The 18,694-nt window shown below is 60.6% G+C and carries 25 protein-coding genes; 16 read left to right on the top strand and 9 right to left on the bottom strand.

All coding sequences use genetic code 11. The features are described 5' to 3' along the window. Positions 1–4 precede the first annotated feature (4 nt). Positions 5–415, top strand: a complete 411-nt coding sequence (locus tag NKJ67_RS19920) for a phage pre-tape measure protein (RefSeq protein ID WP_352582516.1) — start codon at positions 5–7, stop codon at positions 413–415. Positions 416–600: 185 nt separating this feature from the next. Here NKJ67_RS19920 and NKJ67_RS19915 read toward each other — a convergent pair whose 3' ends face one another. Continuing rightward, positions 601–927, bottom strand: coding sequence for a hypothetical protein (locus tag NKJ67_RS19915; protein ID WP_352582514.1), 327 nt, complete (start codon positions 925–927; stop codon positions 601–603). A 50-nt stretch (positions 928–977) separates the two neighbouring features. Here NKJ67_RS19915 and NKJ67_RS19910 point away from each other — a divergent pair, with 50 nt between their 5' ends. From NKJ67_RS19910 to NKJ67_RS19875, 8 genes are read left to right on the top strand one after another with little or no spacing between them, the layout of a single operon-like run. Beyond that, positions 978–1,631 (top strand): DUF6441 family protein, encoded by a 654-nt coding sequence (locus NKJ67_RS19910; protein WP_352582512.1) that lies wholly within the window; start codon positions 978–980, stop codon positions 1,629–1,631. Positions 1,632–1,634: 3 nt separating this feature from the next. Continuing rightward, positions 1,635–4,832, top strand: coding sequence for a phage tail tape measure protein (locus NKJ67_RS19905; RefSeq protein WP_352582510.1), 3,198 nt, complete (start codon positions 1,635–1,637; stop codon positions 4,830–4,832). Beyond that, positions 4,829–5,272: a hypothetical protein gene (locus tag NKJ67_RS19900; protein WP_352582508.1), complete on the top strand. Its 444-nt coding sequence runs from the start codon at positions 4,829–4,831 to the stop codon at positions 5,270–5,272. The genes NKJ67_RS19905 and NKJ67_RS19900 overlap by 4 nt, the downstream gene beginning before the upstream one ends. Then, positions 5,272–7,032 (top strand): hypothetical protein, encoded by a 1,761-nt coding sequence (locus NKJ67_RS19895; RefSeq protein ID WP_352582506.1) that lies wholly within the window; start codon positions 5,272–5,274, stop codon positions 7,030–7,032. The genes NKJ67_RS19900 and NKJ67_RS19895 overlap by 1 nt, the downstream gene beginning before the upstream one ends. After that, positions 7,032–7,484 carry a hypothetical protein gene (locus NKJ67_RS19890; RefSeq protein ID WP_352582505.1) on the top strand — a complete coding sequence of 151 codons (453 nt, stop codon included), beginning with the start codon at positions 7,032–7,034 and terminating at the stop codon, positions 7,482–7,484. The genes NKJ67_RS19895 and NKJ67_RS19890 overlap by 1 nt, the downstream gene beginning before the upstream one ends. A gap of 11 nt (positions 7,485–7,495) precedes the next feature. Continuing rightward, entirely contained in the window at positions 7,496–8,038 is a 543-nt protein-coding gene (locus tag NKJ67_RS19885) for a hypothetical protein (RefSeq protein ID WP_352582503.1), read from the top strand. Beyond that, the gene (locus NKJ67_RS19880; RefSeq protein WP_352582501.1) at positions 8,038–8,916 is read left to right on the top strand and encodes a hypothetical protein; all 879 of its coding nucleotides are present in this window, start codon (positions 8,038–8,040) and stop codon (positions 8,914–8,916) included. Before NKJ67_RS19885 ends, NKJ67_RS19880 begins: the two co-directional genes overlap by 1 nt. After that, the gene (locus NKJ67_RS19875) at positions 8,913–9,566 is read left to right on the top strand and encodes a hypothetical protein (protein ID WP_352582499.1); all 654 of its coding nucleotides are present in this window, start codon (positions 8,913–8,915) and stop codon (positions 9,564–9,566) included. The genes NKJ67_RS19880 and NKJ67_RS19875 overlap by 4 nt, the downstream gene beginning before the upstream one ends. On the opposite strand, the gene NKJ67_RS19870 is transcribed toward NKJ67_RS19875, so the two are convergent. After that, on the bottom strand, positions 9,558–9,749 hold the full coding sequence (locus tag NKJ67_RS19870) for a hypothetical protein (RefSeq protein ID WP_352582497.1): 192 nt from the start codon (positions 9,747–9,749) through the stop codon (positions 9,558–9,560). The genes NKJ67_RS19875 and NKJ67_RS19870 overlap by 9 nt on opposite strands. Before the next feature lie 39 nt (positions 9,750–9,788). On the opposite strand from NKJ67_RS19870, the gene NKJ67_RS19865 reads away from it, so the two are divergent. The 6 genes from NKJ67_RS19865 to NKJ67_RS19840 all read left to right on the top strand — a co-directional run bounded on the left by NKJ67_RS19865 (position 9,789) and on the right by NKJ67_RS19840 (position 12,014). Then, a complete protein-coding gene (locus NKJ67_RS19865) occupies positions 9,789–10,241 on the top strand; it encodes a M15 family metallopeptidase domain-containing protein (protein ID WP_352582495.1) in 453 nt (150 codons plus the stop codon). Next, positions 10,199–10,576, top strand: a complete 378-nt coding sequence (locus NKJ67_RS19860; protein WP_352582493.1) for a hypothetical protein — start codon at positions 10,199–10,201, stop codon at positions 10,574–10,576. The genes NKJ67_RS19865 and NKJ67_RS19860 overlap by 43 nt, the downstream gene beginning before the upstream one ends. A 14-nt stretch (positions 10,577–10,590) precedes the next feature. Continuing rightward, positions 10,591–10,956 (top strand): hypothetical protein, encoded by a 366-nt coding sequence (locus NKJ67_RS19855; RefSeq protein ID WP_352582492.1) that lies wholly within the window; start codon positions 10,591–10,593, stop codon positions 10,954–10,956. Then, positions 10,946–11,137, top strand: coding sequence for a hypothetical protein (locus NKJ67_RS19850; RefSeq protein ID WP_352582490.1), 192 nt, complete (start codon positions 10,946–10,948; stop codon positions 11,135–11,137). Before NKJ67_RS19855 ends, NKJ67_RS19850 begins: the two co-directional genes overlap by 11 nt. A gap of 105 nt (positions 11,138–11,242) precedes the next feature. Next, positions 11,243–11,728, top strand: a complete 486-nt coding sequence (locus NKJ67_RS19845; protein WP_352582489.1) for a hypothetical protein — start codon at positions 11,243–11,245, stop codon at positions 11,726–11,728. Then, complete coding sequence (locus tag NKJ67_RS19840; protein WP_352582487.1) at positions 11,715–12,014, top strand: hypothetical protein; 300 nt, start codon at positions 11,715–11,717, stop codon at positions 12,012–12,014. The genes NKJ67_RS19845 and NKJ67_RS19840 overlap by 14 nt, the downstream gene beginning before the upstream one ends. A 63-nt stretch (positions 12,015–12,077) precedes the next feature. On the opposite strand, the gene NKJ67_RS19835 is transcribed toward NKJ67_RS19840, so the two are convergent. The 7 genes from NKJ67_RS19835 to NKJ67_RS19805 all read right to left on the bottom strand — a co-directional run bounded on the left by NKJ67_RS19835 (position 12,078) and on the right by NKJ67_RS19805 (position 17,262). Continuing rightward, entirely contained in the window at positions 12,078–12,299 is a 222-nt protein-coding gene (locus tag NKJ67_RS19835; RefSeq protein WP_352582485.1) for a hypothetical protein, read from the bottom strand. Positions 12,300–13,072: 773 nt separating this feature from the next. Beyond that, on the bottom strand, positions 13,073–13,438 hold the full coding sequence (locus NKJ67_RS19830; RefSeq protein WP_352582483.1) for a hypothetical protein: 366 nt from the start codon (positions 13,436–13,438) through the stop codon (positions 13,073–13,075). Then, complete coding sequence (locus NKJ67_RS19825) at positions 13,438–13,629, bottom strand: hypothetical protein (protein WP_352582481.1); 192 nt, start codon at positions 13,627–13,629, stop codon at positions 13,438–13,440. Before NKJ67_RS19825 ends, NKJ67_RS19830 begins: the two co-directional genes overlap by 1 nt. Positions 13,630–13,831: 202 nt before the next feature. Continuing rightward, entirely contained in the window at positions 13,832–14,380 is a 549-nt protein-coding gene (locus NKJ67_RS19820) for a hypothetical protein (RefSeq protein ID WP_352582479.1), read from the bottom strand. A 310-nt stretch (positions 14,381–14,690) separates the two neighbouring features. Beyond that, entirely contained in the window at positions 14,691–16,379 is a 1,689-nt protein-coding gene (locus tag NKJ67_RS19815) for a recombinase family protein (RefSeq protein ID WP_023809640.1), read from the bottom strand. After that, the gene (locus tag NKJ67_RS19810) at positions 16,376–16,882 is read right to left on the bottom strand and encodes a DUF2924 domain-containing protein (protein WP_032908834.1); all 507 of its coding nucleotides are present in this window, start codon (positions 16,880–16,882) and stop codon (positions 16,376–16,378) included. Before NKJ67_RS19810 ends, NKJ67_RS19815 begins: the two co-directional genes overlap by 4 nt. 5 nt (positions 16,883–16,887) lie before the next feature. Then, positions 16,888–17,262, bottom strand: a complete 375-nt coding sequence (locus tag NKJ67_RS19805; protein ID WP_352582477.1) for a DUF3489 domain-containing protein — start codon at positions 17,260–17,262, stop codon at positions 16,888–16,890. A 366-nt stretch (positions 17,263–17,628) separates the two neighbouring features. Here NKJ67_RS19805 and NKJ67_RS19800 point away from each other — a divergent pair, with 366 nt between their 5' ends. Next, the gene (locus tag NKJ67_RS19800) at positions 17,629–18,615 is read left to right on the top strand and encodes a 5'-nucleotidase (protein WP_081734773.1); all 987 of its coding nucleotides are present in this window, start codon (positions 17,629–17,631) and stop codon (positions 18,613–18,615) included. Positions 18,616–18,694: the final 79 nt, after the last annotated feature.

Genomic DNA, 18,694 nt, shown 5'->3' with positions numbered 1-18,694 from the left:
GCGCATGCCCGGTCTTCTGGACATCGCGCCGCTCACCGAAAATGTTCCGGTGCGCGGCGCTCAGGCGATTGTCGGCGGTGTTCCCGTCAAGGCAATCGCGGTCATGCTTGCCCGCTTTCCCGATCTTCGAAAGATGTGGGCATCCGGCAAGTGGGATGTGGAGCAACTGCTCGGCATGTCCGACGAGGTCATCGCCGCGCTGATCGCCGCCGGCTGCACCAACATCGACGAGAAGAACGCCGGCAATCTGGCGCTCGACGAAAAGGCCGAACTTCTGGCCGCAATCATGCGGGTGACGATGCCGCGCGGCCCTGGCCCTTTCATGGCAGCGCTGACCGCTCTGATGGGCACGGTCGGCGGCGCAGCATCGCCCACGGCGCCGGCTTCGAAATCGCGGAAACCATCACGAAGCTGAAGAAGCACGGCGGGCATTCGGCGGCCGAGCTTTGGAGCTATACCCCGCGCGAGCTTGTCGGCTGGCTGTACTTTTCCGAGCGTGATGAAAAGCGTGCCAGGGCTCAGGTTATATCCGATGGGTTCATGGCGGCGAGGGGCGATCCCAAGGACGCCAACAAGCTGATCGACAAGCTCAAGGGCTGATCACTTGTACTTGAAAAGCTCGAAAGTTCCGCCCGGCCCGTACTTCTGCATCAGCAATTCGCAGACGACATTTCGCGGGCCGGCGGCACGGAAGGTATCGAACCATCCCTGTTCGGCCGCGGCATAGCGCTGATATTCGCCGTCATCAGCGTTCATGTTGTAGCCGATCGACCCCAGCGCAAACCATGCCGTCGTGATCTGCGGACAGTATTCGGCTCCGGCCGTGCCGAGGGCGTAGAGCTTTCGCTTTTGCTCAACATCGGTCCCAGCCGATGCGGTCGTCGTGACCGCGATAGAGACCGCAAGCAGGGCTGCCCTGTATTTCATCCGTCCCGTCCTCCCTCCGCGAATGAAGCACAAAACCTGAAAGCGGGCAAATGGCCGGGTTGAGCATCAAGATCAGCGACCCGAGCGAAGCCTGGACCAAGGCGATGCGCGACAAGTACAAGCCGATCGCCAGGGCGGCGACGATCGCCATGACGCAGGTCGCCAACAACATCAAGGCGGATGGGCGCGCCAACATCATGGCGGCCGGCTTTTCGAAGCGCTGGGCCAATGCTTTCAGGGTCATCACCTACCCGAAGGGGCAGAACTCGGCCAACGCGGCGGCGCTGGTCTATCACAAGATCCCCTACGCCGATCTGTTCGAAACCGGCGGCATGATCAAGGGCAGCCCGTTCCTGTGGCTGCCGTTGCCGAACGCGCCGAAGGGCAGGGGCGGCCGGCGCATCTCGGCGTCTGAGTACCGCAAGGAAATCGGCCACCCGCTCTATTCGATCAAGCGAGCAGGCAAGCCTCCTCTGTTGGCAGCCAACATCCGCGCCACCGGGCCTCGCTCGCAGAAGGGCGTGTCGCGCTCGCAGTTGAAGCGCGGCCGCAATCCCAACGGTCGGGGCACGGTGCGCCTGGTGCCGCTCTATGTCGGCGTGCCGAAGGTTGACATCAAACAGAAGTTCCATCTGCGCGCGATCACCGCGGCGAACGCCTCAAAGCTCGCCGCCTACTATTACCGCGCCTTCCTGGACGAATAACCCATGGCCGCAACGATCAAACAAAGAATTCAGCTTGACGGCGGTGCCGAACTCAAGCGCGAATTGGCCGAATTCGGCGCCGCCGGTCGCAAGGCGTTCAAGGATCTGCAGGCGGCTGCGGCTGCGACAAAGGGGCTGTCGCCGAGCTTCTTCAATTCGCTGAAGCAGGCCGAGGTCCAGATCAAGTCGCTCGGCGTTCAATTCGCAAAAACCGGTAAACAGATCCAGGATGTCGGCAGGTCACTGACGACATCGCTGACGCTTCCGATCGTTGGGATTGGCGCTGGCGTTCTCAAGGTGTCCGGCGATTTCCAGAAGGCGATGAACAGTTTCGCCGTCAACGCTGGCGTCGCCGGTGACGCCTTGAACGAGGCGAGGGATAAGGCAAAAGAGCTGGGCGTGGCGTCAGTCTTTTCGACGACTGAAGCAGCAGAGGGCATGACCGAACTGGCCAAGGTCGGTCTCGACTTCCAGACCATCATGGGCGGCGCGGCCAAGGCGATGGTCGATCTGGCGGCGGCCAACGATACCGGCTTGGCCGCGTCGGCCGGCGTGATCGGCGACGTCATCAACCAATTCAAGTTGAGCGCGTCGCAACTGCCTGCCGTTGTCGACCAGATCACCGGCGCCACTATTCAATCTAAACTGAGTTTTGACGACTACCGATTGGCCATTGGCCAGGCCGGCGGCGCGGCCGGCGCGCTTGGCGTCACGTTCGAGCAGTTCAACGCCGTGCTCGCCGCCACGGCTTCGTCGTTCGCCTCCGGTTCCGACGCCGGCACATCCTTCAAGACCTTCCTGACCCGGCTTGTCCCGCAGTCCAAGCAGGCCGCGGCGATGATGGAAAAGCTCGGCCTCAAATTCTTCGACGCATCCGGCAAGATGAAGTCGATGTCTCAGATCGCCCAGGAGTTGCAGGACAAGCTCGGCAAGCTGTCCCAAGAGGATCTGAACGACGCGGTCTCCACGATCTTCGGCACTGATGCGCTGCGCACAGCTATCGCTCTGATGCGACAGGGCGGCGACGGTATCGACAAGATGATGGTCAAGCTGAAGAACACGGATTCGGCGGACATCGCTGCCACCCGCGTCAAAGGCTTCAACGGCGAGCTTAACAAGCTGATCGAGGCCGTTGGCAATTTGGGCATAGCCATCGGCGATTCCGGGTTTCTCGATTTTGCGACCAACATTGTCATCAAGCTAGCCGATTGGACCACGGCCCTATCACAGCTAAACCCAGAGACGCTCAAGCTCGGAACGATCATCGGCGGTGTTGCGGCGTCCATCGGCCCCTTGTTGTTCGGCCTCGGCCTGATGACGCGCGCGTTCGGCGTGACGCTGCAGGGTGTCGCGGCGCTGGTGGGCGGCTTCCGGCTGCTCTCGACGGCGCTGCTGTTCCTGGGCGCCAACCCAATCATTGCGGCGCTGGCCTTGGTCGGCGTCACCATCGCCCTGTGGGCAACGCGCACCAGCGAAGCGACGAGCGCGCTGCGCATTCATGAGGAGCTTATCGGCAAGGTCGGGAGTGCCTACGACCAGGCTGGCCGCAAGGTCGCCGAGATGTCGCAGCAGGTCAAGGATGCTGCTCTCATCCAGGCGCGGCTATCGCAGGAAGCGGCCGGCAAGGGCCTGAGCAGCGCCATCGACGAGGCGATCAATTCGATAGAGCAGTTCGATGGCCTGTTGCCGCATGCCGCCGATCAACTGTTCGAGGTCTTCAAGCAGTTTCAGGCCACAAAGGACGTCGAGGCGTTCCGTGCTGAAGTCGCCAAGATTGGCGCGGCCAACCCGGAACTCGGCAAGTTGGCCCAGCAGTTCCTCGACATCAGCGAAAATGCCCACAAGCTGACGCAGGACGCCGGAGAAAGCGCCAATTTCATCGGCCTGCTGACCGGCAAGCTGACCGACACCGAGTTTGCTGCCAAGCAGGCGGCACTAGGGATTGCCGGCTATAGCGCCGACAGCAAGGCCGCCGCCGCCGGCGTCAAAGAACTCGGCACTGCAGTCGACGACACCAAGACGAAGGTGGAAGGCCTTTCTCATCAGATTACTGTCTTCCGTGGCGGCGGTGCAGGCGGAAAGCTCTCGCAGGAAACCTTCAATGTCATCAACGGCGTTGCGGTCGCGGCGGAGAAATCCAAAACAGCGCTCGACGAGGTTGGAACCAGTGCCAAGACCGCTGGCGATAAGGTCAAGGCGGTCGCCGACGACATCGCAAGCCACATCCGAACCGTTCCGGATTCGCTGACCACGAACTCCATCACGCCGGCCGTGGATGGCATCGTGACCGACATCCAGCGCATCAAGCCGGCCGCCGATGAGGCAGGCCTTGGCCTGAAGTCCGCGCTCGCACCGACGGATGAACTAGGTGGCGGTCTCGGCGTCGCGGTGACGACTGCGGTCGATGGCGTGATCACGGACATCCAGAGGCTCCCGCCAGCCGCGGCGGAAGCCGTTGGTGGTCTCAACGACGCCCTTGCCGGCATCGATCCCAGCGCCGCCGAGCAGGCTGCTGCGGCGGTTGCAGACCCATTCAAGGCGCTGCCGTCGATCTTCTCCGGCATCTTCTCCGGTTTGGGCGGGCTCATCACCGGCGGCTTCGGCAGCCTCACATCCGTCATCCGAAGCCTTGCCAGCCAGATCCGTTCCGAGATCAATTCGATCCTGTCGGCGTTGCGGGAGGCAGTTGCCCAGGCCCAGCGCTTGCGGTCGCAGGCTTCGTCCTCGTCGTCCTCATCGGGCGGGGGCGGATCGCAGGGTGGCTTCGCCGAGGGCGGCCATCTCAGCACCGGTCGCGGCACGGCGACCAGCGACAGCATCCCGATCTGGGCATCGCTTGGCGAGTTCATCACCAAGGCCAAGGCCGTCGCCTATTACGGCCCCGGCCTGTTCCATGCTCTGAACAACATGGCGCTGCCGAAGGATTTCTGGAAGTCGCTGCGCGGCTTCAAGATGGGCGGGGCGGTCGATAACTTCAATCGCTCAATGTCGGTGCAGCGCTTCGCTGGCGGCGGTGGTGTCAAGGCCCCGTTGACCGGCGGCATGGGCCTTTCCGGCAAGATGGTCGCCGTGAAACTCCAGTACGGCCCGACCGAGCAAGATGTCCTCGATCTGATTGGTGAGAATGACCCGGTGATCAAGTTCCAGCAGTACGCGTTGAAATCGTCGACGACCAGCGCCGGCCGGAGGCCCGGCCCATGATCGAAACGACTTTGCTCCGGCTCGATCCGATCGCCGTCCCCCCTTACAGCGCGCGCAACATCACGCAGACGCTGGAGCCGATCGATGGTGCAGCGCAGCTTGCCCGCACGGTCAACGGCACGCTGATCGACCTCGCCGACGGCACCTATCGCAAATACAGGAGCAACATCAGTTGCACTGACCAGCAATCGCCTGCGCTGTCGGGCATCTGGCCAGGCATGGTGCTGACCGTCGATTGCGTGGTTGAGTTGTCCTATCTGACCGCAACGGGCTCGCCAGAGCGCGATATCGCCAGCACGACAGACGATTCCGCCACGCGGACGGAAGGCCTGTTCACCTTCTACCGACCGAGGCTGACCATGATGGTCGTTACTCCCCGCCAGAGCTTGGTTGAATGGGATGCTGACGTGGCTTGGTCTCTCGATCTTGAGGAAGTCTGATGTGGTTCTTCGCTTGGGTCGACGAGACCGAGACCACCTTCGGCATCGCGCATCAGGTCGTCGACGAGGATATCGTCTCGATCTCGCTGACACACAAGGAGGGCGCGTTCGCCAGCCTCGACATCACGATGAAGAACCCGCGTGTCGGGCTTCTGGCTCCGGGCCGCAAGCAATGGGCTTGGCTGTCCTGGCATGACGAGAAGAACCCGACTGTCGGTGTTCTGCCTGTCCTGTTCGGCCGTCTCGTCGGCGTGCCGCAGCAAATCCAGGGCAATGCCGTCACCCTGAATTTCCTGGCGCGGCCGTCCGGCTATGACGCGCAGAAGCGGGCGCTCGCCGAGACGATGAAGGTCGCGCCCTATTGGGATCCGATGTTCATCAATGCCGACAGCCGTGATGATCCGGACACCGTGCTGGAGGGCTACACCCACGCCTGGCACATCGACCGTGCTTCGCTTGATGTGACAGCTTCTGACATCCTCAATGGCGAGGATGGGTTGGTCGATTTCGGCGGCGACTTCATCCGGGAAAGTCTGACAATCGATCCGGGCGAACCGCCGCTGACCGCGATCAAGGTGTCAGCCGAAATCAATTGGGCGCAGGCGGCGACAGGCACTGTCGATTTCACGGCGCAATTGCTCGCCGCCTTCGCGACGGCAGGATCCGGTAACGGCCATTCTATCCAGTCGCTGACCGGCGATGGTCTGATGCAGGACTACCCGGAGAAGGACGACCGCATCGGTGGCGGCTGGAGCTTTGGCGACGGCTCGATCGTGCGCACCGACGGCTTCGTCGTGCCGCAGGAGTATCACCAGATCGTCATCACCAACGGCACAGGCCAGTTTCCGATCTGGACCATGAAGCCGGTGTTTCTGGCCGACTATGACGTCTCCCGCAACCGGCAGGAAACGGTTTCCTTCACGCTCGTCGCCGACTGCCAGGCGATCCTGACCGACCCGGAAGGGCAGGACGTCATCGAGATGAAGCTATCCGGCGATGCCGACGAGCCGGTCGACGCGCCGAATACCGACTTCCCCGATGGCGCGCTGCCGATCAGCGATGTCCGCGCCAGAGCCTACCTGACCACGACACGCGGCCGGCGCAGCATCGACTTCCTGATCTGCCGGGCGCGCCGCATCATCCTTGAGCGCTCGCGCGCGGTGCAGATTTCCTTCTCCGCGCCGCTGACCGCCAGCCTTGTCGAGGCTTTGTCCTGCCGGATGAATGCCCGCGTCGCCGACCCTCGCATTTCTGGCGGCGAGGCGACGGGCAAGATCATCGGCTATGCCATCACAGCCTCGAATGGTGCTCCCATCGCCTCGATCACCATCGGCTGCACCGTCGGCAAGGGCAACACGGTGACCACCGTTCCCGGCGATGCGACCTATGTCGAGGAAGGCTATGTCGACGACGGCTACCAGGCCTATGTCGGCCGCACCGTCATGCCGATCGCGGGCGAGGTCACGCTGTCGGAAGACTATCTGTTGATCCCGCCCAACGATGACGGCGTCGATTTCTTCACCATGGATCCGGCAACGCTTGTCGAGCAGATCACCATCGTCAACCCGCTGCCGACGCAACAGGACGTGCTCGGGGCTTTCAAGCCGGACCTGTCGGCGGCGATCGAGGCCCTCAATCAAGTGTTCACCGAGGTCGACGGCGACTTCAAGGTGCTGAAGGGCGGGCCGTTCATCACCGATTATCCGCTCGAGGTCAGCGCACTTGCTGTGCCTAAGACCATAGACCTCGAGGCTGCCTGATGGTCGAAATCAGAGCCCCTGCCAACCCATGGCGCGCCGGCCGCAATTCCAGCGGCTCGCGGTGGGTTTCCATCGTCGACAGCGGCAATGGCGACGGCGTGCTCAAGCGCGCACTGTCGAAGGTCAAGCCGGACGAGGGTGGCGATGCGCATTTCCGCTTCGGCAAGGCGGCTCGCTTTCAGGCTGTCACGCCAGATGCACGGACAAATCCCGGCGCCACCGTCATATGGCCAAACGACAACGATCCCGACAACGAGCCGAAGGAAACGCACATCATCGAGTTCGATGAAGTGTACCGCTGCTGGGAAACCATCCGCGTCGAAAACCCTGACGATGCCGAGCAGTACGTGATGGTACGGAACATCACACGCATCATTTTCCTCGGGCGCGACGATGGCCTGTATCGGTCGTTCAATCTGCGCACCGCCCAAGAACTCGAAGACGCCGGGTAGGATCACAAAAAATGACAACTTATCGCAGGGTGAAGGGCTCAAACCTCACCGCCGACGAAGTCGACGACAATTTCGAAGGCCATGAGGATCGCATTGCCGCGATCGAGGATGCCCCGCTGGTTGCGGTCCCGCCCTCGAACATGGCGGTCGCGGGCACGCAGTGGACGATCTATTATCCGGATGGTCTGACCTTCGGCCCTTTTACGCTGCCGCAGGGCAACTTCCGCCCGGCAATCGTTGGCACGCTCGATGCGGGGACAGATGGCGTCTACACCGTCTCCGGCGCCGTCGATTTCAATCGCTACTGGCGCTATGACAGCGGATCCGACCTGACAATCGAACTTCCGGTCACCGCGACCGCCGACATGGAAGTCTCCTTTCGTCAGGTCGGCGCCGGCCCGCTTATCTTTCCCGATTCGACCGATGTCACCGTCAACGGTTATGAAGGCTTCCTCAACCAGACCGCCGGTCCCGGTTCGGTCGTCACCTGCAAATTCGTCGAGGAGGGCGTCTGGGATCTGATCGGCCGGCTGGCCGAAGATGTCACCGCCTGATGGCACAGGCTTACGGTTCCGTCGCCCATCCCGTCGATCTTGGGCCGTTCAGCCGCATCGTCGAAGTGCATTGGGGCAAGGCGCCGCAATACATCACTTTCCCGGTGCTGATCATGCGCCGCTCGGTGGTCAAGGATTATCCTTTCCCGGCACAAGCGATCGGCGAGGTGCAGAGCCAGCAGCCCGTCGACTGGACCGTGGACGCGGAAGGCAGCCCGACCCCCGGCACCGGCCCGAGCGGGCAGACGACCTATGTCACCGGTTTCCAGTACGAATGGACATCGACCGACACCACGCCATCGCCCGGCTATGGCGGCTGGGGCAAGGATGCGTCCGGCGCGTGGGGCGCCTTAAAGATCGACAGTTTCGAAGGGCTCCCTAGCCTTCCAGACGCGCGTTCTCTGGCGTCATGGGCGGTGCTGTTCTTCGTCGGCGGCTTCACCAACACGGTGCTGAGCTGGTGGCCGCGCGCCGAATACCAGGCGCTGGTCGGCGAGGCGCTGCTGGACCATGGCATTCCGAACCATGAGAGCATCGGCTTTCAGGCGGCGTCCAATGCCACCCTGCAAATGCGCGGCACGCAGTTCCTGACCGGCCCCAACACTGGCGGCGAGTTCGATTTGCAGCGCAGCCCCTATACCGACACGCCGTTCAACGTGAAGACCGGCACCACGGGGCCGATCAATCCCAGCACTGAGGAAGGCATCGACTTTGTCTTCTCGCCACTGTCGATCGATGTCTCGGCCATCACCGTCACCCACAAGGGCAGGACCTATCGCGGCATCGGCGCTGCTGTTCAGCCCGAAACCGATACGGTCGCGCCGACCACGCCCGGCGTGCTGTGGATCCTGTGCGAGAAGGAAAGCACCACATCATGATGCCAGGTGTAGCAGCCCAGCCGCTTGGCGGCAGCAGCGTGTTTTCGCCAACGGTCCTGGCCGATGCCGATTTCATGAATGAAATCTATTCCGTAGACGGCGGCACGGTGCTGGCTTCGGACATCATCGATAAGCCGGCGCGTGTCGGCGCCAGCGGCCTCGAAATCCTCAACAACGATGTCGATGGCGTCGTCTCTGCGATCGGCGATCTGCTTACCAAATTTCTCCTCGTCGAATGGACTGTTGTCATCGAATATGAGGAAGTCGCTGACGCTGCCACAACCCATCTCCTGTGGATGCAGGAAACGGTAGATTTTCACTCTGTCAGCATCCGCCGGCTTTCGGCCTTCGCAAGCAACGTAATGCGAGGAAACGATTCCAGCACCATCAGCCGGAATGTCACAAACACCGGCCCGTTTACCGCCGGGGTCCACAAGGTCGCCATGACCAGGACCGAAGGCGTCCTCAGCATCTCCACCGATGGCGGCACGGTCGACACCAACACGACGCTGAACACGACGCTGAACCCATTGACGACCGCATCGTTCGGCGGCGACCCGACCGACCAGTCCTATAACGGCTGCTTCATTCGCAAGGTGACGCTGTACGCGCCCCTCGATGACATCTGGCTGCCGTCGCTGTCAGCCTGAAAACCAGCTCGTTCTGCCACTAGCCAGATGCGTCACCCGTATCCACTCGCCCTCTATAGGCTCCGGGCCTAGCGGTATCGTCACCGGTCCCCAGACTTTCGCGGCCTCGACATCGCTGCCGGCCTGAACCTCGGCACGCTTCACGACCCGGCCGTCGCTGATCTTTTCGGCTGAGAAATTCATCGGTCGACCATAGCCAATCATCCGAAGAAGGAAAACACCATGCCTAGTTTCGGCGCGGCATCTCAGGCTGCCTTGACCAAATGCCATCCAAAGCTCCAGCAGATCGCCAACGCGGCGATTGCCGTCATCGACTTTCGCATCTTGGATTCGACGCGCGGCAGGGATGCGCAGGAGCGCGCCTTCGCCACAGGCAAGAGCAAGGCGCACTTCGGCCAGTCGGCGCACAACTATCAGCCGGCGATCGCCTTCGACCTCTTCCCGGCCCCCTATGACTGGAACAACCGACAATCCTTCATCGACCTGTGGAAGGTCATCGGCTGGAACAACGGGGCGGGCAAGGGTGCCGGCTTGGCCCTATCACTGGCGATTCCGCTCCGCTGGGGTGGTGACTGGAACATGGACGGCAACATGTCGGACGGCTGGGATCTGCCACATTACGAGCTCCATCCTTGGCGGACCTGGGCCAAGCAATCCAAGCTGTTCGCGGGCTGATCATGAACAACCCAGCATCGTGGACGATCAGGCGTCGGATCATCGTCATCACGCTCGGATGGTGCGGGGTGCTCGTCACCTATCTGTCGATCTGGGGTCGCGACATCCAGCTTTCCGAAACGTCAGTCAACGGCTTGCTGCTGCTCATGGCCTCAGTCATCGGCTCCTACGTCTTTGGCGCGACATGGGATCACAATTCGCAGCGCAAGGCCGAGGTGGATGCTTTGGCCGTCGGCGCGGGCATTCCGCCAACACAGCAGGGCGGGGCAACCGTGGTGCAGCAGAACAATCCGGCGCCCGTGAACCAAGCGCCAGTCCAAGAGGATGGTCCGTGATGAGCTATCTCCGGATGGGTTTCGCCGCGGCAATCGTGATTGTCATCCTCGGTCTGGCGACAGCCGCCTTCTACTACCGCGGCAATGCCATCAGCGCCCGCGCAGACGCCGCACAGGCGCGTGCGGACCTTGCGACGGCAGTTGCGGTCAACGAGGCCAACGAAGCCGCCATGGCCCGCCTGAAGGCCGACAATGAACGCGCTGACAAGCTCGCGGCCGACCTCGCTGATGAAATCGACGCGGCCAACAACTCCACGCTGGCCGTCGCCAAGACGCTGGCCGATCTGAGGGCGAAAAATGCGGATGTTGATTCCTATCTCAAGCAGCCTGTGCCTAGCGCTTTGCGCAGCCTGTACGACAGCGCCAAAGGTGCTCACTGAATACAAGACGGTCGAGCGCCATATCCCGGCATCGCTGAAACGGAAGTGTCCGGACATCTGGCGCAAGGCTGGCGGCCCGGCGGTCACCGGTGATCTGCTCGACCGAGGCGACGTCAACGAGGCTGGTCTCATCGTCTGCGCAGCGCGCATGAACAAGATCATCGCGTGGGATAAGCAATGAAACCGTGGCTCTATACCGGCGTTGTCCTATTCGGCGCCTGCCTGGTCGCGATCGTCATTCTTTCGAAGTGAAAGCAAGCAGTGCATGGGCGGGTGGGGTTAAGGAATGGCGGATCTGACAATGATCATCGCGCACATCAAGGACAACTTTGCCGCGGCGTTCTTCCCGAGATGGGCTGAATGGGCAGCGGCGAGCGTCCTCCTTTCGATAGGGCTGATGTTGAGCATCAACACCGACCTGATGGTCTCCTCGGTTGCTAATGGCTACGGCAGAGGCTACCAGCTCCTTTTGGCAATCGCCGGGCAAAGCGTGTGGGCAACCGCACTCACCGTCTTCGGATCGACCAGGCTGGCTATCTTGCTCATCAATGGTGCGTGGCGACGAAGTCCGGTCGCGCGCGCCGTAACAGCCTTCATCAGTTGCTTCTTCTGGACGCAACTGGTCCTCTCCTTCCAGCCCACTTTCGGCTTTGCCTTCGTAATGGCATGCGGATGGCTGCTCACAGATATCGTGAACATCATGCGTGCAGCGAGGGATGCCCGCACCGTCAATGACGTCTTGGCGCGGGAGAAGGGCAGTGGACTGGACTAATGCAATCACCTTGGCCGGCGTCTTCATCGGCGCCGCGACGGCGGCCTATGTCGGCTATTCGAAGCGATGGCCCGCAAAACCTGACAATCCCGTCCTGACCGGAATCGCTCTCGGCTACGGAGACAAGGAGCAAACCGAGCGGCTCATAACTGAGGTGCGCGGCTGCCGCGTGGCGCTCGAGGCGCTGGCCGACAAGCGCGTTGACGAGATGGAGCACATGCAGAAGGAATTGCTCGAGCGGCTTGACGCACAAGAACTACGTCGGCCGGCACCGCGGCGCCGGTAAATTCCTATTTATTGCCTTGACCGCCGGCGCGTTCCTTCGGGGATGCGCCGGCCTTTCCGCGTTTCAGGCCTTGATACTCAGAGCCGGTGGCTTCACCACCTGCAACTGCAACCTCTCCACTGTGGCGGCGATAGCAGCAGCCAATGCTTCGGCCTCATCCATCAGGCCCGGGCCATAGAGGCCGTTCACCGCTTCCTCGCTGGGCAGAACACCCGGCGGGCAATGCTCCTCAATGGCGGCTCTAACCATCCTCAGTGCGGCTCTACCTTGTGGATCGTTCTTCATGATCGAATCGCAATGCGGAGTTGGGGGAAAGGTTCCCGGAGGTTGTGTGGAGGCAAGGATTCGCGCTATATCTGCGGTGAGGCGAACGGTTTGCAGCCGAGCCAGACGTAGACCTGCAACAATAGGTCTGGCTAGTCGGTTAATTGGCGAGAGAATTCCGTGTAGCTCGCCGCCCTCCGGGGCCGATTACGGTGCGCCTCTATCTTCCCCACTCCCTAGCCCTGCGCTATATCGGCCCCAATGGGATGGACAGTTCAAACTCTGATCGACGGCAGGATGATGCTGACAGCGCATTGCCACCGGTCTTCTTGCAACCACAGCCAGGATTTGGACCTCGAAGCGATCAAGGCCAAGCTCGGGCCGGATGCGCCGGCAATGGCGGATGACCTGATTCCTCGGCTGCGATGTGCGAAGTGCGGTGGCAAGGCGGTCGGGCTTATCTATGCGCCTGATCCGGATCAGGTGTCGGGCATGGGCAGGGCTCACCGGTAGAGCTTCAAAACCCCAGCGCCTTCACCCCGTAGAAAACTGCCATGAAGACAAGGCCGATCACAGCTAGATAGGGGAGGTTCCGAATGCTCATGGCGAAACGTCTTTCGGTGTCGGCCAAATTCTTGGCTTCTTCGGCCTTCGCCTACATGTCCATGTTTCGCCCTTCCGAGGTGTGTGCATTTCAAGACCTAGCTCATCCAACAGCCGGATAAGCTTGCCGAAAAAAACATCGTGCGGTCGCATCTTCTTCTCTCCCGGTGCCAATGCGAACAGGGGGTGGATTACTGGACAGAGCGTATCATCGAACGGCGACTGATCGGCCCGAACATGTGGTCCGGCATGACGAACCCGTTGAACCGCCTATCGGGCCACTTGCGCCACGTCGCATCGAGGTTTCTGAAAAGCTCCGGCGATACGTCGAACGCACGGCCAAGGTCTTCGAAAAAGTCGTCGGTCAGGACCATATTGTCCTTCTGGACGCACAGGACGATATCAAGCTTGAGGAGCTTCCGTGCGATTTCTTCTGGTGTGCCGCCCATGCGGATTGCGGCGTCTTCGGTCGTCCAGCCACGCGCCCCCATCTCTTCGCACAGATACTCCGCCAGCGAAAAGACCTCAGCCGGTTCAAAGTTGGCTATCTCGTCCATCATTTCTCTCCGGCTGGCGACAGGGCGGCTCGGGCATAGGCGAGACACCTTTCCCAATCTGAGCTCTGAAACAGGTTGTCTTCATTGGTGTCGGTCGCGTGCTTATCCCAATCCACAGGGCCGCCGCACATCACTTCAAAGATGCGCTGTGCTGCCTCAACTGCGGCGCGGTCATAGAGGCCGGTGGTCATGGGCCGCTCCCATGCTCTGGCACAGGTCTGCCGATGCCAGCCCTCGTGCATAGGCTCATGAACGCGCTGGTTTCCTCCGGCGACAATTCCTGCCGTCGCCAGAACTCCTCCATCATGGCGGCGATAATAACAGCGTCTTCACGCTTGATCTCGACTAGGTTCGGTGTCTCAGACATTTTTCAAGCTCCGTAGGTAGAAGGGATCAGGACGGGGCGGCGAGGAACGCTTTGGCGATCAGCCGGAAGTGTTCCAAGCCCCAGTCCGATATTGCGCAGTTTACAGATAGCAGGACGATCCTGACATTATCCGGGGTGTAGCCGCCGTCGCTATCTATGCGGTCGAGCGAGGGGGAGAACGGGTTGCGGCGCTCGCCGTGGGCATCTGGTGAGAAGGGCAAGCCAGTGACGGCACATTTGAAATCGAGACGAATCAACTCGGCGACAACCCACTCTCGCGTAATGGACCACTCACGCCGCTTCTCGACTGCCCGCTTCCGGGCCCGCTCTCCAATGCGGTCTATGGTGTCATCAAAGCGCTTGATGGCGGCTGTCCTGGTCCGGCGTTGCGCCTCTTCTTCCTCGCGCGATCTGCGGACTGGCGGGGTTATGCCGGCGCAGAAATCAGCCTCGGCCTTGGCGTATGCCTCGGGGTACTCTATGGGGTCGCCCGGCAGAGTGTAAAGCAGCCCTCCGCGCCTGTAGTACCACCGCTCACGGCCGGTCTGGTCGGCGTATCTTTTGATGTATCTCATGACGGGACCATACGGAACGATGCGAGAAAAACCATGGCTACCCTACCTTTTAAGCCATTGAAATGATTGAAATATGGTAGTCCCTCCGGGCCCACCATCCAGTCCCCTCGTTTTTCGGGGTTTCGACCGTCTCAGAATACCTCCGACATTTCCGTGGGTTAGCGCCGAGTAGTGGGCAACACTTGGCTGAGACGCCGCGGTAAACGCAAAACACCCGACTTTTAAGTCGTCCGTCTCTGTCGGGCGAATTCCGTAGCCAAGTGTTTGCCAAAGCGATGGTCGACTGGTCAGCGAGATGCTCGCCGGATGGTTAGAAGCCCAGGAGTGCAGCCTGGTCAGTCCAAGTAAGGGGGAGGTCCGACAATCGGGACAGCCGGTGCGCCGTTAGTTCAACAGGTTGATCACCTGCAACGATGTTGGCCGCAATTTTTGGAACGAGGAAAGCGAAGGGCAATAGGCGGCTGACCTCGGATGTATCGGTGCCGTTGAGCATGGCAACGTCGGTAAGGCTGCGACCGACTCCGTCTGTAAGTTGGCCGAGATATAGGTGGGCGCGGCGCAGAAGGTTGATCAAGGCGGCATCGGGTGCCCGGTTGATATTGGATCCGTTGGTAAGCACGATCCGCGTTTCGACGCCGCGACGCTTCATTCCGATTGGACATTCGATGGAAGTTACTTGGGCGCTATCGTTGGGTGGCAGCTTTCGGTCGAGAAGCAATTCCGATAGCGAGCGGCGATCCAGTTCGATGGTCAATAAACCAAGCTTGAGGGTGATCCTGTGAACGATCTTTTGGAGGAGAGATCGCTTCGCATCCGTAGTGCCTGAAGCCCAACACGACCGCATCTCGTCAACTCGCCGCATCGCTGCCTGGATTTCGCCAGAGTCTGCCCATTGCCGAATCCAATCAGACAGTTGGGCTTGATCACTGAGAATCCGATTGAGGCGATGCTCAACAACTGACTCAAGTGCGGGTGCCGGAAGACGCCAGCCCTCGGAACCTTTCCTGCGCTCATCGACGAACTGCTTTGAGACATAGTATCGGTAGCGAACACCTTGCTTATTGGCATGAACCGATCGCAATTTCTCGCCCGCTTCATCAAAGAGCAGACCGGTGAGCAAATGGGCTTGCGTGACATTGGACTCGCTTCGCCGCCGCGGCGCCTGAGAGGCAAGTAGTGCCTGGGCCTCGTCGAACGTGGCAGACGTGACAATTGGCTTGTGCTCTCCATCGTAGACCTGATCCTTGTGCCTGATCTTGCCGACGTAGACCGGGTTCGAAAGCAGGTGGTAGAGGTTGCCGCGACCAAACGGCATGGTAACTGCAACTGATCCGTCTATGAGGTGTCGCGATCGTGTGGAAACCCCGTCGCTCGCAGCCTCATCGACAAGGTCGCGCACTGACCTCAGGGTGAGATAGCGGGCGAACAGGTGTCTGACTGTTTGTGCCTCGGTTTCGTCAATCACCAGCTTGCGGTACTCGACACGATAGCCCAGGGGCACCACGCCACCCATCCACATGCCTTTCTTCTTCGAGGCCGCGATCTTGTCGCGGATACGCTCTGCTGTAACCTCTCGCTCGAACTGGGCGAAGGACAAGAGCACGTTGAGCGTGAGCCTGCCCATTGAGGTTGTGGTGTTGAACTGCTGCGTGACCGAGACAAACGAGACGGAGCTGGCATCGAAGATCTCGACGATCTTGCAAAAATCCATCAGCGAACGGGTGAGGCGGTCGATCTTGTAGACGACCACCACATCGACCTCTTTGTCCCGGATGTCCTGTAGGAGACGCTGCAGGGCAGGGCGCTCCATCGTGCCGCCCGAAATCCCGCCGTCATCGTAGTGGCTTGGCATCAACTTCCAGCCAAGACCGACCTGCGATGCGATGAAGGCCGCGCACGCTTCGCGCTGGGCATCGAGCGAATTGAATTCCTGCTCCAATCCCTCTTCGGTCGATTTGCGAGTGTAGATCGCGCAGTTGAGGCGAGGGATTGCTGTCATAGGCCAAAGAACCTCGGGCCAGACCAATGGGCGCCGGTAATGCGGCGGGCGACAGCCGACAGCGATCCGTACGTCTTGCCATCGAGCACGAAGCCGTCATAGACCACTTCGATAACGTGCATCCGGCCATTCCATTCCCGCACCAGACGGGAGCCGATTCTTGGCGGAAGGGATCGTGGCGGCGACGTTAGTGCCTTATCCGATGACGCTGCTCGGACCGACGGAACACCGTCCTCGCGATCCGGTCCAGTATTGCTCGGTTGGACAGCCTTTACGTTGGACTGGCGCGCGTTGCCTGCTCCGAGTGTTTTCTTGACGGTCGAAGGTAAACCACCCAATCGCTTGGCCTGGAGATGCCAGGCGGCCGACCGTTCAAGCAACCCACGTTTGACCCCTTTGGGCGGCGGGCAGCCATAGGCCTTTTTCCATGCTGCCGTGAGTTCATCACGCGTGAGACCGCCAATCCCGGCGATCTCACTATCCAGATCCTGTCTTTTGCGCATCTAGGTCAACCGGCGGTCTTCGCCTCGGCAATGCGGTACCGCCTTTGTCCGTCCTTGCCGGTGTCGCTGAGCAGTTCGTGGCCAAGCTTCTTCTTGACGGTACCGGAGAGGAAACCCCGCACCGAATGCGCCTGCCATCCCGTCGCATCCATCAGGGTTTGGATTGTAGCGCCTTTGGCCGACTTCAGCTTCTTGAGGACGATGTCGGTTTTGGTAGGCGCTGCGGGCGCTTCGTCCTTTACCTTCTTGACCGTCACCGCGACGGTCACCACGGACTTCTCGCGCGGCTTCCGGGTTGGGGTGCTGTCGTCGACGCTGGGTGCCGTATCGGCGGCTTCCGCATTGTCGGCCTTCATAGTGGTGTTGTTAAAGATAGACATTTCAAATCTCCATCAGTTAGAAGCCCGGACCATTCCGGCGCTTGTACTGACCGAAGCCCGCTGTCTTGGCGGGCTGGAGATTCTGCTCGTTGTTAATCCATTGTTCTTCTGCTGCGCTGGCAACACCAATGCTTCGTTGCCGTATGAAGTCCAGTCGAATATCGCTGCCTTCGAGGGCTTAGACCACACCAGTGGACCTTCCCACGACGTGTCGATGCTCCCAAGTCCATCTGGCATTTGAAAAGTTAGGAAATCGCGATGAAATGACAGCGATCCGCAATGAACCGCAGATCTTCAATTCTTCGGAAATAAGTCAAATATAGAAAGGGCATTGCCTAGGCTGTCTTAATATCGGAGGAAGGGCAAATGGAAATCGCGGAAGCCTCTCTTACAGCCGAAGATGACAAGGGGAATGGCGATCCAGGGTCTACGCTAAGGGCCAGCCCTCTCCGCATCGGAATCTCTACGCGCGCTCTTTTTGATCTGGAGGAGGAACATCGCGTATTCGAGAACTACGGCGTCAAGTCGTATGCGGCCATGCAACTCGAACGCGAGGACGTGATCCTCCGCAGGGGTGCTGGCTTTGAGGTAGTCGAGCGGTTACTCGCGCTGAACGATCCTGAGGCTGCTCCGTATGTTGAAGTGATCCTTCTGTCCCAGAACTCGCCCGACCTCTCTCTCCGAGCGTTCAAGTCGATCGATCATTATGGGCTTGTCGTCAAGACAGGCAGTTTTACTAGCGGGCGGTCACTCGCTCCTTTTGTTCCTGCTTGGGGCATTGACCTATTTCTCTCAAACGCGGACACGGATGTAAAAGGAGCGGTGGACGGCGGAGCAGCCGCTGCTCGGCTTGGCTTGGCGCCCAAGGATCGTGCCGAAACACCCCAGGGCGAGGTCCGGGTCGCGTTCGACGGCGATGCTGTAGTGTTTGGCCCCGAGTCCGACGCAATCTACAAAGAAAAGGGCCTGGAGGCTTTCCTTGCGCATGAGACCGCGAACGCGAGCAATCCGATGGCGCGCGGCCCGTTTGGCAATTTTCTTCACAAGTTATCGGCATTGCGCCGAGTTTTCCTTAATGAGGGCAACGTGAGTAAGGTCCGCATCGCACTTGTCACTGCCCGGAACGCCCCTGCGCATGAGCGCGTAATTCGGACGCTGAGAGCGTGGGGAACACCAGCTGACGAGGCGCACTTCGTAGGCAGCCGTGAGAAAGCACCCATCCTGAAGGCGCTCGGGGCCCACATTTTCTTTGATGATCAAGAGAAGCACGTTTTAGGCGCGGCGGCAGTGGTTCCTGCCGGCCATGTTCCCGGACCTCACGATCCGGCTGCGCCGGTAATCCCGGCCGGCTGATTCTTCAGGATTAGATCTCGTTCGCTTTGACTGAGCGTCCGAACGTGACGGCATGCGATCTGGGCATAGTGGAAGCCGA

Origin of the sequence: Mesorhizobium sp. M0088 (assembly GCF_040322895.1) — a bacterium.
Classification (GTDB): Bacteria; Pseudomonadota; Alphaproteobacteria; order Rhizobiales; family Rhizobiaceae; genus Mesorhizobium.
Note: the sequence above shows the minus strand (reverse complement) of the source record. Positions and strands in the feature narration are given on the sequence as shown.

What these genes read in the sequence shown, in the direction of transcription:
- NKJ67_RS19920 (WP_352582516.1), top strand. Translation starts at nt 5, where the DNA reads ATGCCCGGTCTTCTGGACATCGCGCCGCTCACCGAAAATGTTCCGGTG.
- NKJ67_RS19915 (WP_352582514.1), bottom strand. Translation starts at nt 927, where the DNA reads ATGAAATACAGGGCAGCCCTGCTTGCGGTCTCTATCGCGGTCACGACG.
- NKJ67_RS19910 (WP_352582512.1), top strand. Translation starts at nt 978, where the DNA reads ATGGCCGGGTTGAGCATCAAGATCAGCGACCCGAGCGAAGCCTGGACC.
- NKJ67_RS19905 (WP_352582510.1), top strand. Translation starts at nt 1,635, where the DNA reads ATGGCCGCAACGATCAAACAAAGAATTCAGCTTGACGGCGGTGCCGAA.
- NKJ67_RS19900 (WP_352582508.1), top strand. Translation starts at nt 4,829, where the DNA reads ATGATCGAAACGACTTTGCTCCGGCTCGATCCGATCGCCGTCCCCCCT.
- NKJ67_RS19895 (WP_352582506.1), top strand. Translation starts at nt 5,272, where the DNA reads ATGTGGTTCTTCGCTTGGGTCGACGAGACCGAGACCACCTTCGGCATC.
- NKJ67_RS19890 (WP_352582505.1), top strand. Translation starts at nt 7,032, where the DNA reads ATGGTCGAAATCAGAGCCCCTGCCAACCCATGGCGCGCCGGCCGCAAT.
- NKJ67_RS19885 (WP_352582503.1), top strand. Translation starts at nt 7,496, where the DNA reads ATGACAACTTATCGCAGGGTGAAGGGCTCAAACCTCACCGCCGACGAA.
- NKJ67_RS19880 (WP_352582501.1), top strand. Translation starts at nt 8,038, where the DNA reads ATGGCACAGGCTTACGGTTCCGTCGCCCATCCCGTCGATCTTGGGCCG.
- NKJ67_RS19875 (WP_352582499.1), top strand. Translation starts at nt 8,913, where the DNA reads ATGATGCCAGGTGTAGCAGCCCAGCCGCTTGGCGGCAGCAGCGTGTTT.
- NKJ67_RS19870 (WP_352582497.1), bottom strand. Translation starts at nt 9,749, where the DNA reads ATGAATTTCTCAGCCGAAAAGATCAGCGACGGCCGGGTCGTGAAGCGT.
- NKJ67_RS19865 (WP_352582495.1), top strand. Translation starts at nt 9,789, where the DNA reads ATGCCTAGTTTCGGCGCGGCATCTCAGGCTGCCTTGACCAAATGCCAT.
- NKJ67_RS19855 (WP_352582492.1), top strand. Translation starts at nt 10,591, where the DNA reads ATGGGTTTCGCCGCGGCAATCGTGATTGTCATCCTCGGTCTGGCGACA.
- NKJ67_RS19845 (WP_352582489.1), top strand. Translation starts at nt 11,243, where the DNA reads ATGGCGGATCTGACAATGATCATCGCGCACATCAAGGACAACTTTGCC.
- NKJ67_RS19835 (WP_352582485.1), bottom strand. Translation starts at nt 12,299, where the DNA reads ATGAAGAACGATCCACAAGGTAGAGCCGCACTGAGGATGGTTAGAGCC.
- NKJ67_RS19830 (WP_352582483.1), bottom strand. Translation starts at nt 13,438, where the DNA reads ATGGACGAGATAGCCAACTTTGAACCGGCTGAGGTCTTTTCGCTGGCG.
- NKJ67_RS19825 (WP_352582481.1), bottom strand. Translation starts at nt 13,629, where the DNA reads ATGACCACCGGCCTCTATGACCGCGCCGCAGTTGAGGCAGCACAGCGC.
- NKJ67_RS19820 (WP_352582479.1), bottom strand. Translation starts at nt 14,380, where the DNA reads ATGAGATACATCAAAAGATACGCCGACCAGACCGGCCGTGAGCGGTGG.
- NKJ67_RS19815 (WP_023809640.1), bottom strand. Translation starts at nt 16,379, where the DNA reads ATGACAGCAATCCCTCGCCTCAACTGCGCGATCTACACTCGCAAATCG.
- NKJ67_RS19810 (WP_032908834.1), bottom strand. Translation starts at nt 16,882, where the DNA reads ATGCGCAAAAGACAGGATCTGGATAGTGAGATCGCCGGGATTGGCGGT.
- NKJ67_RS19805 (WP_352582477.1), bottom strand. Translation starts at nt 17,262, where the DNA reads ATGTCTATCTTTAACAACACCACTATGAAGGCCGACAATGCGGAAGCC.
- NKJ67_RS19800 (WP_081734773.1), top strand. Translation starts at nt 17,629, where the DNA reads ATGGAAATCGCGGAAGCCTCTCTTACAGCCGAAGATGACAAGGGGAAT.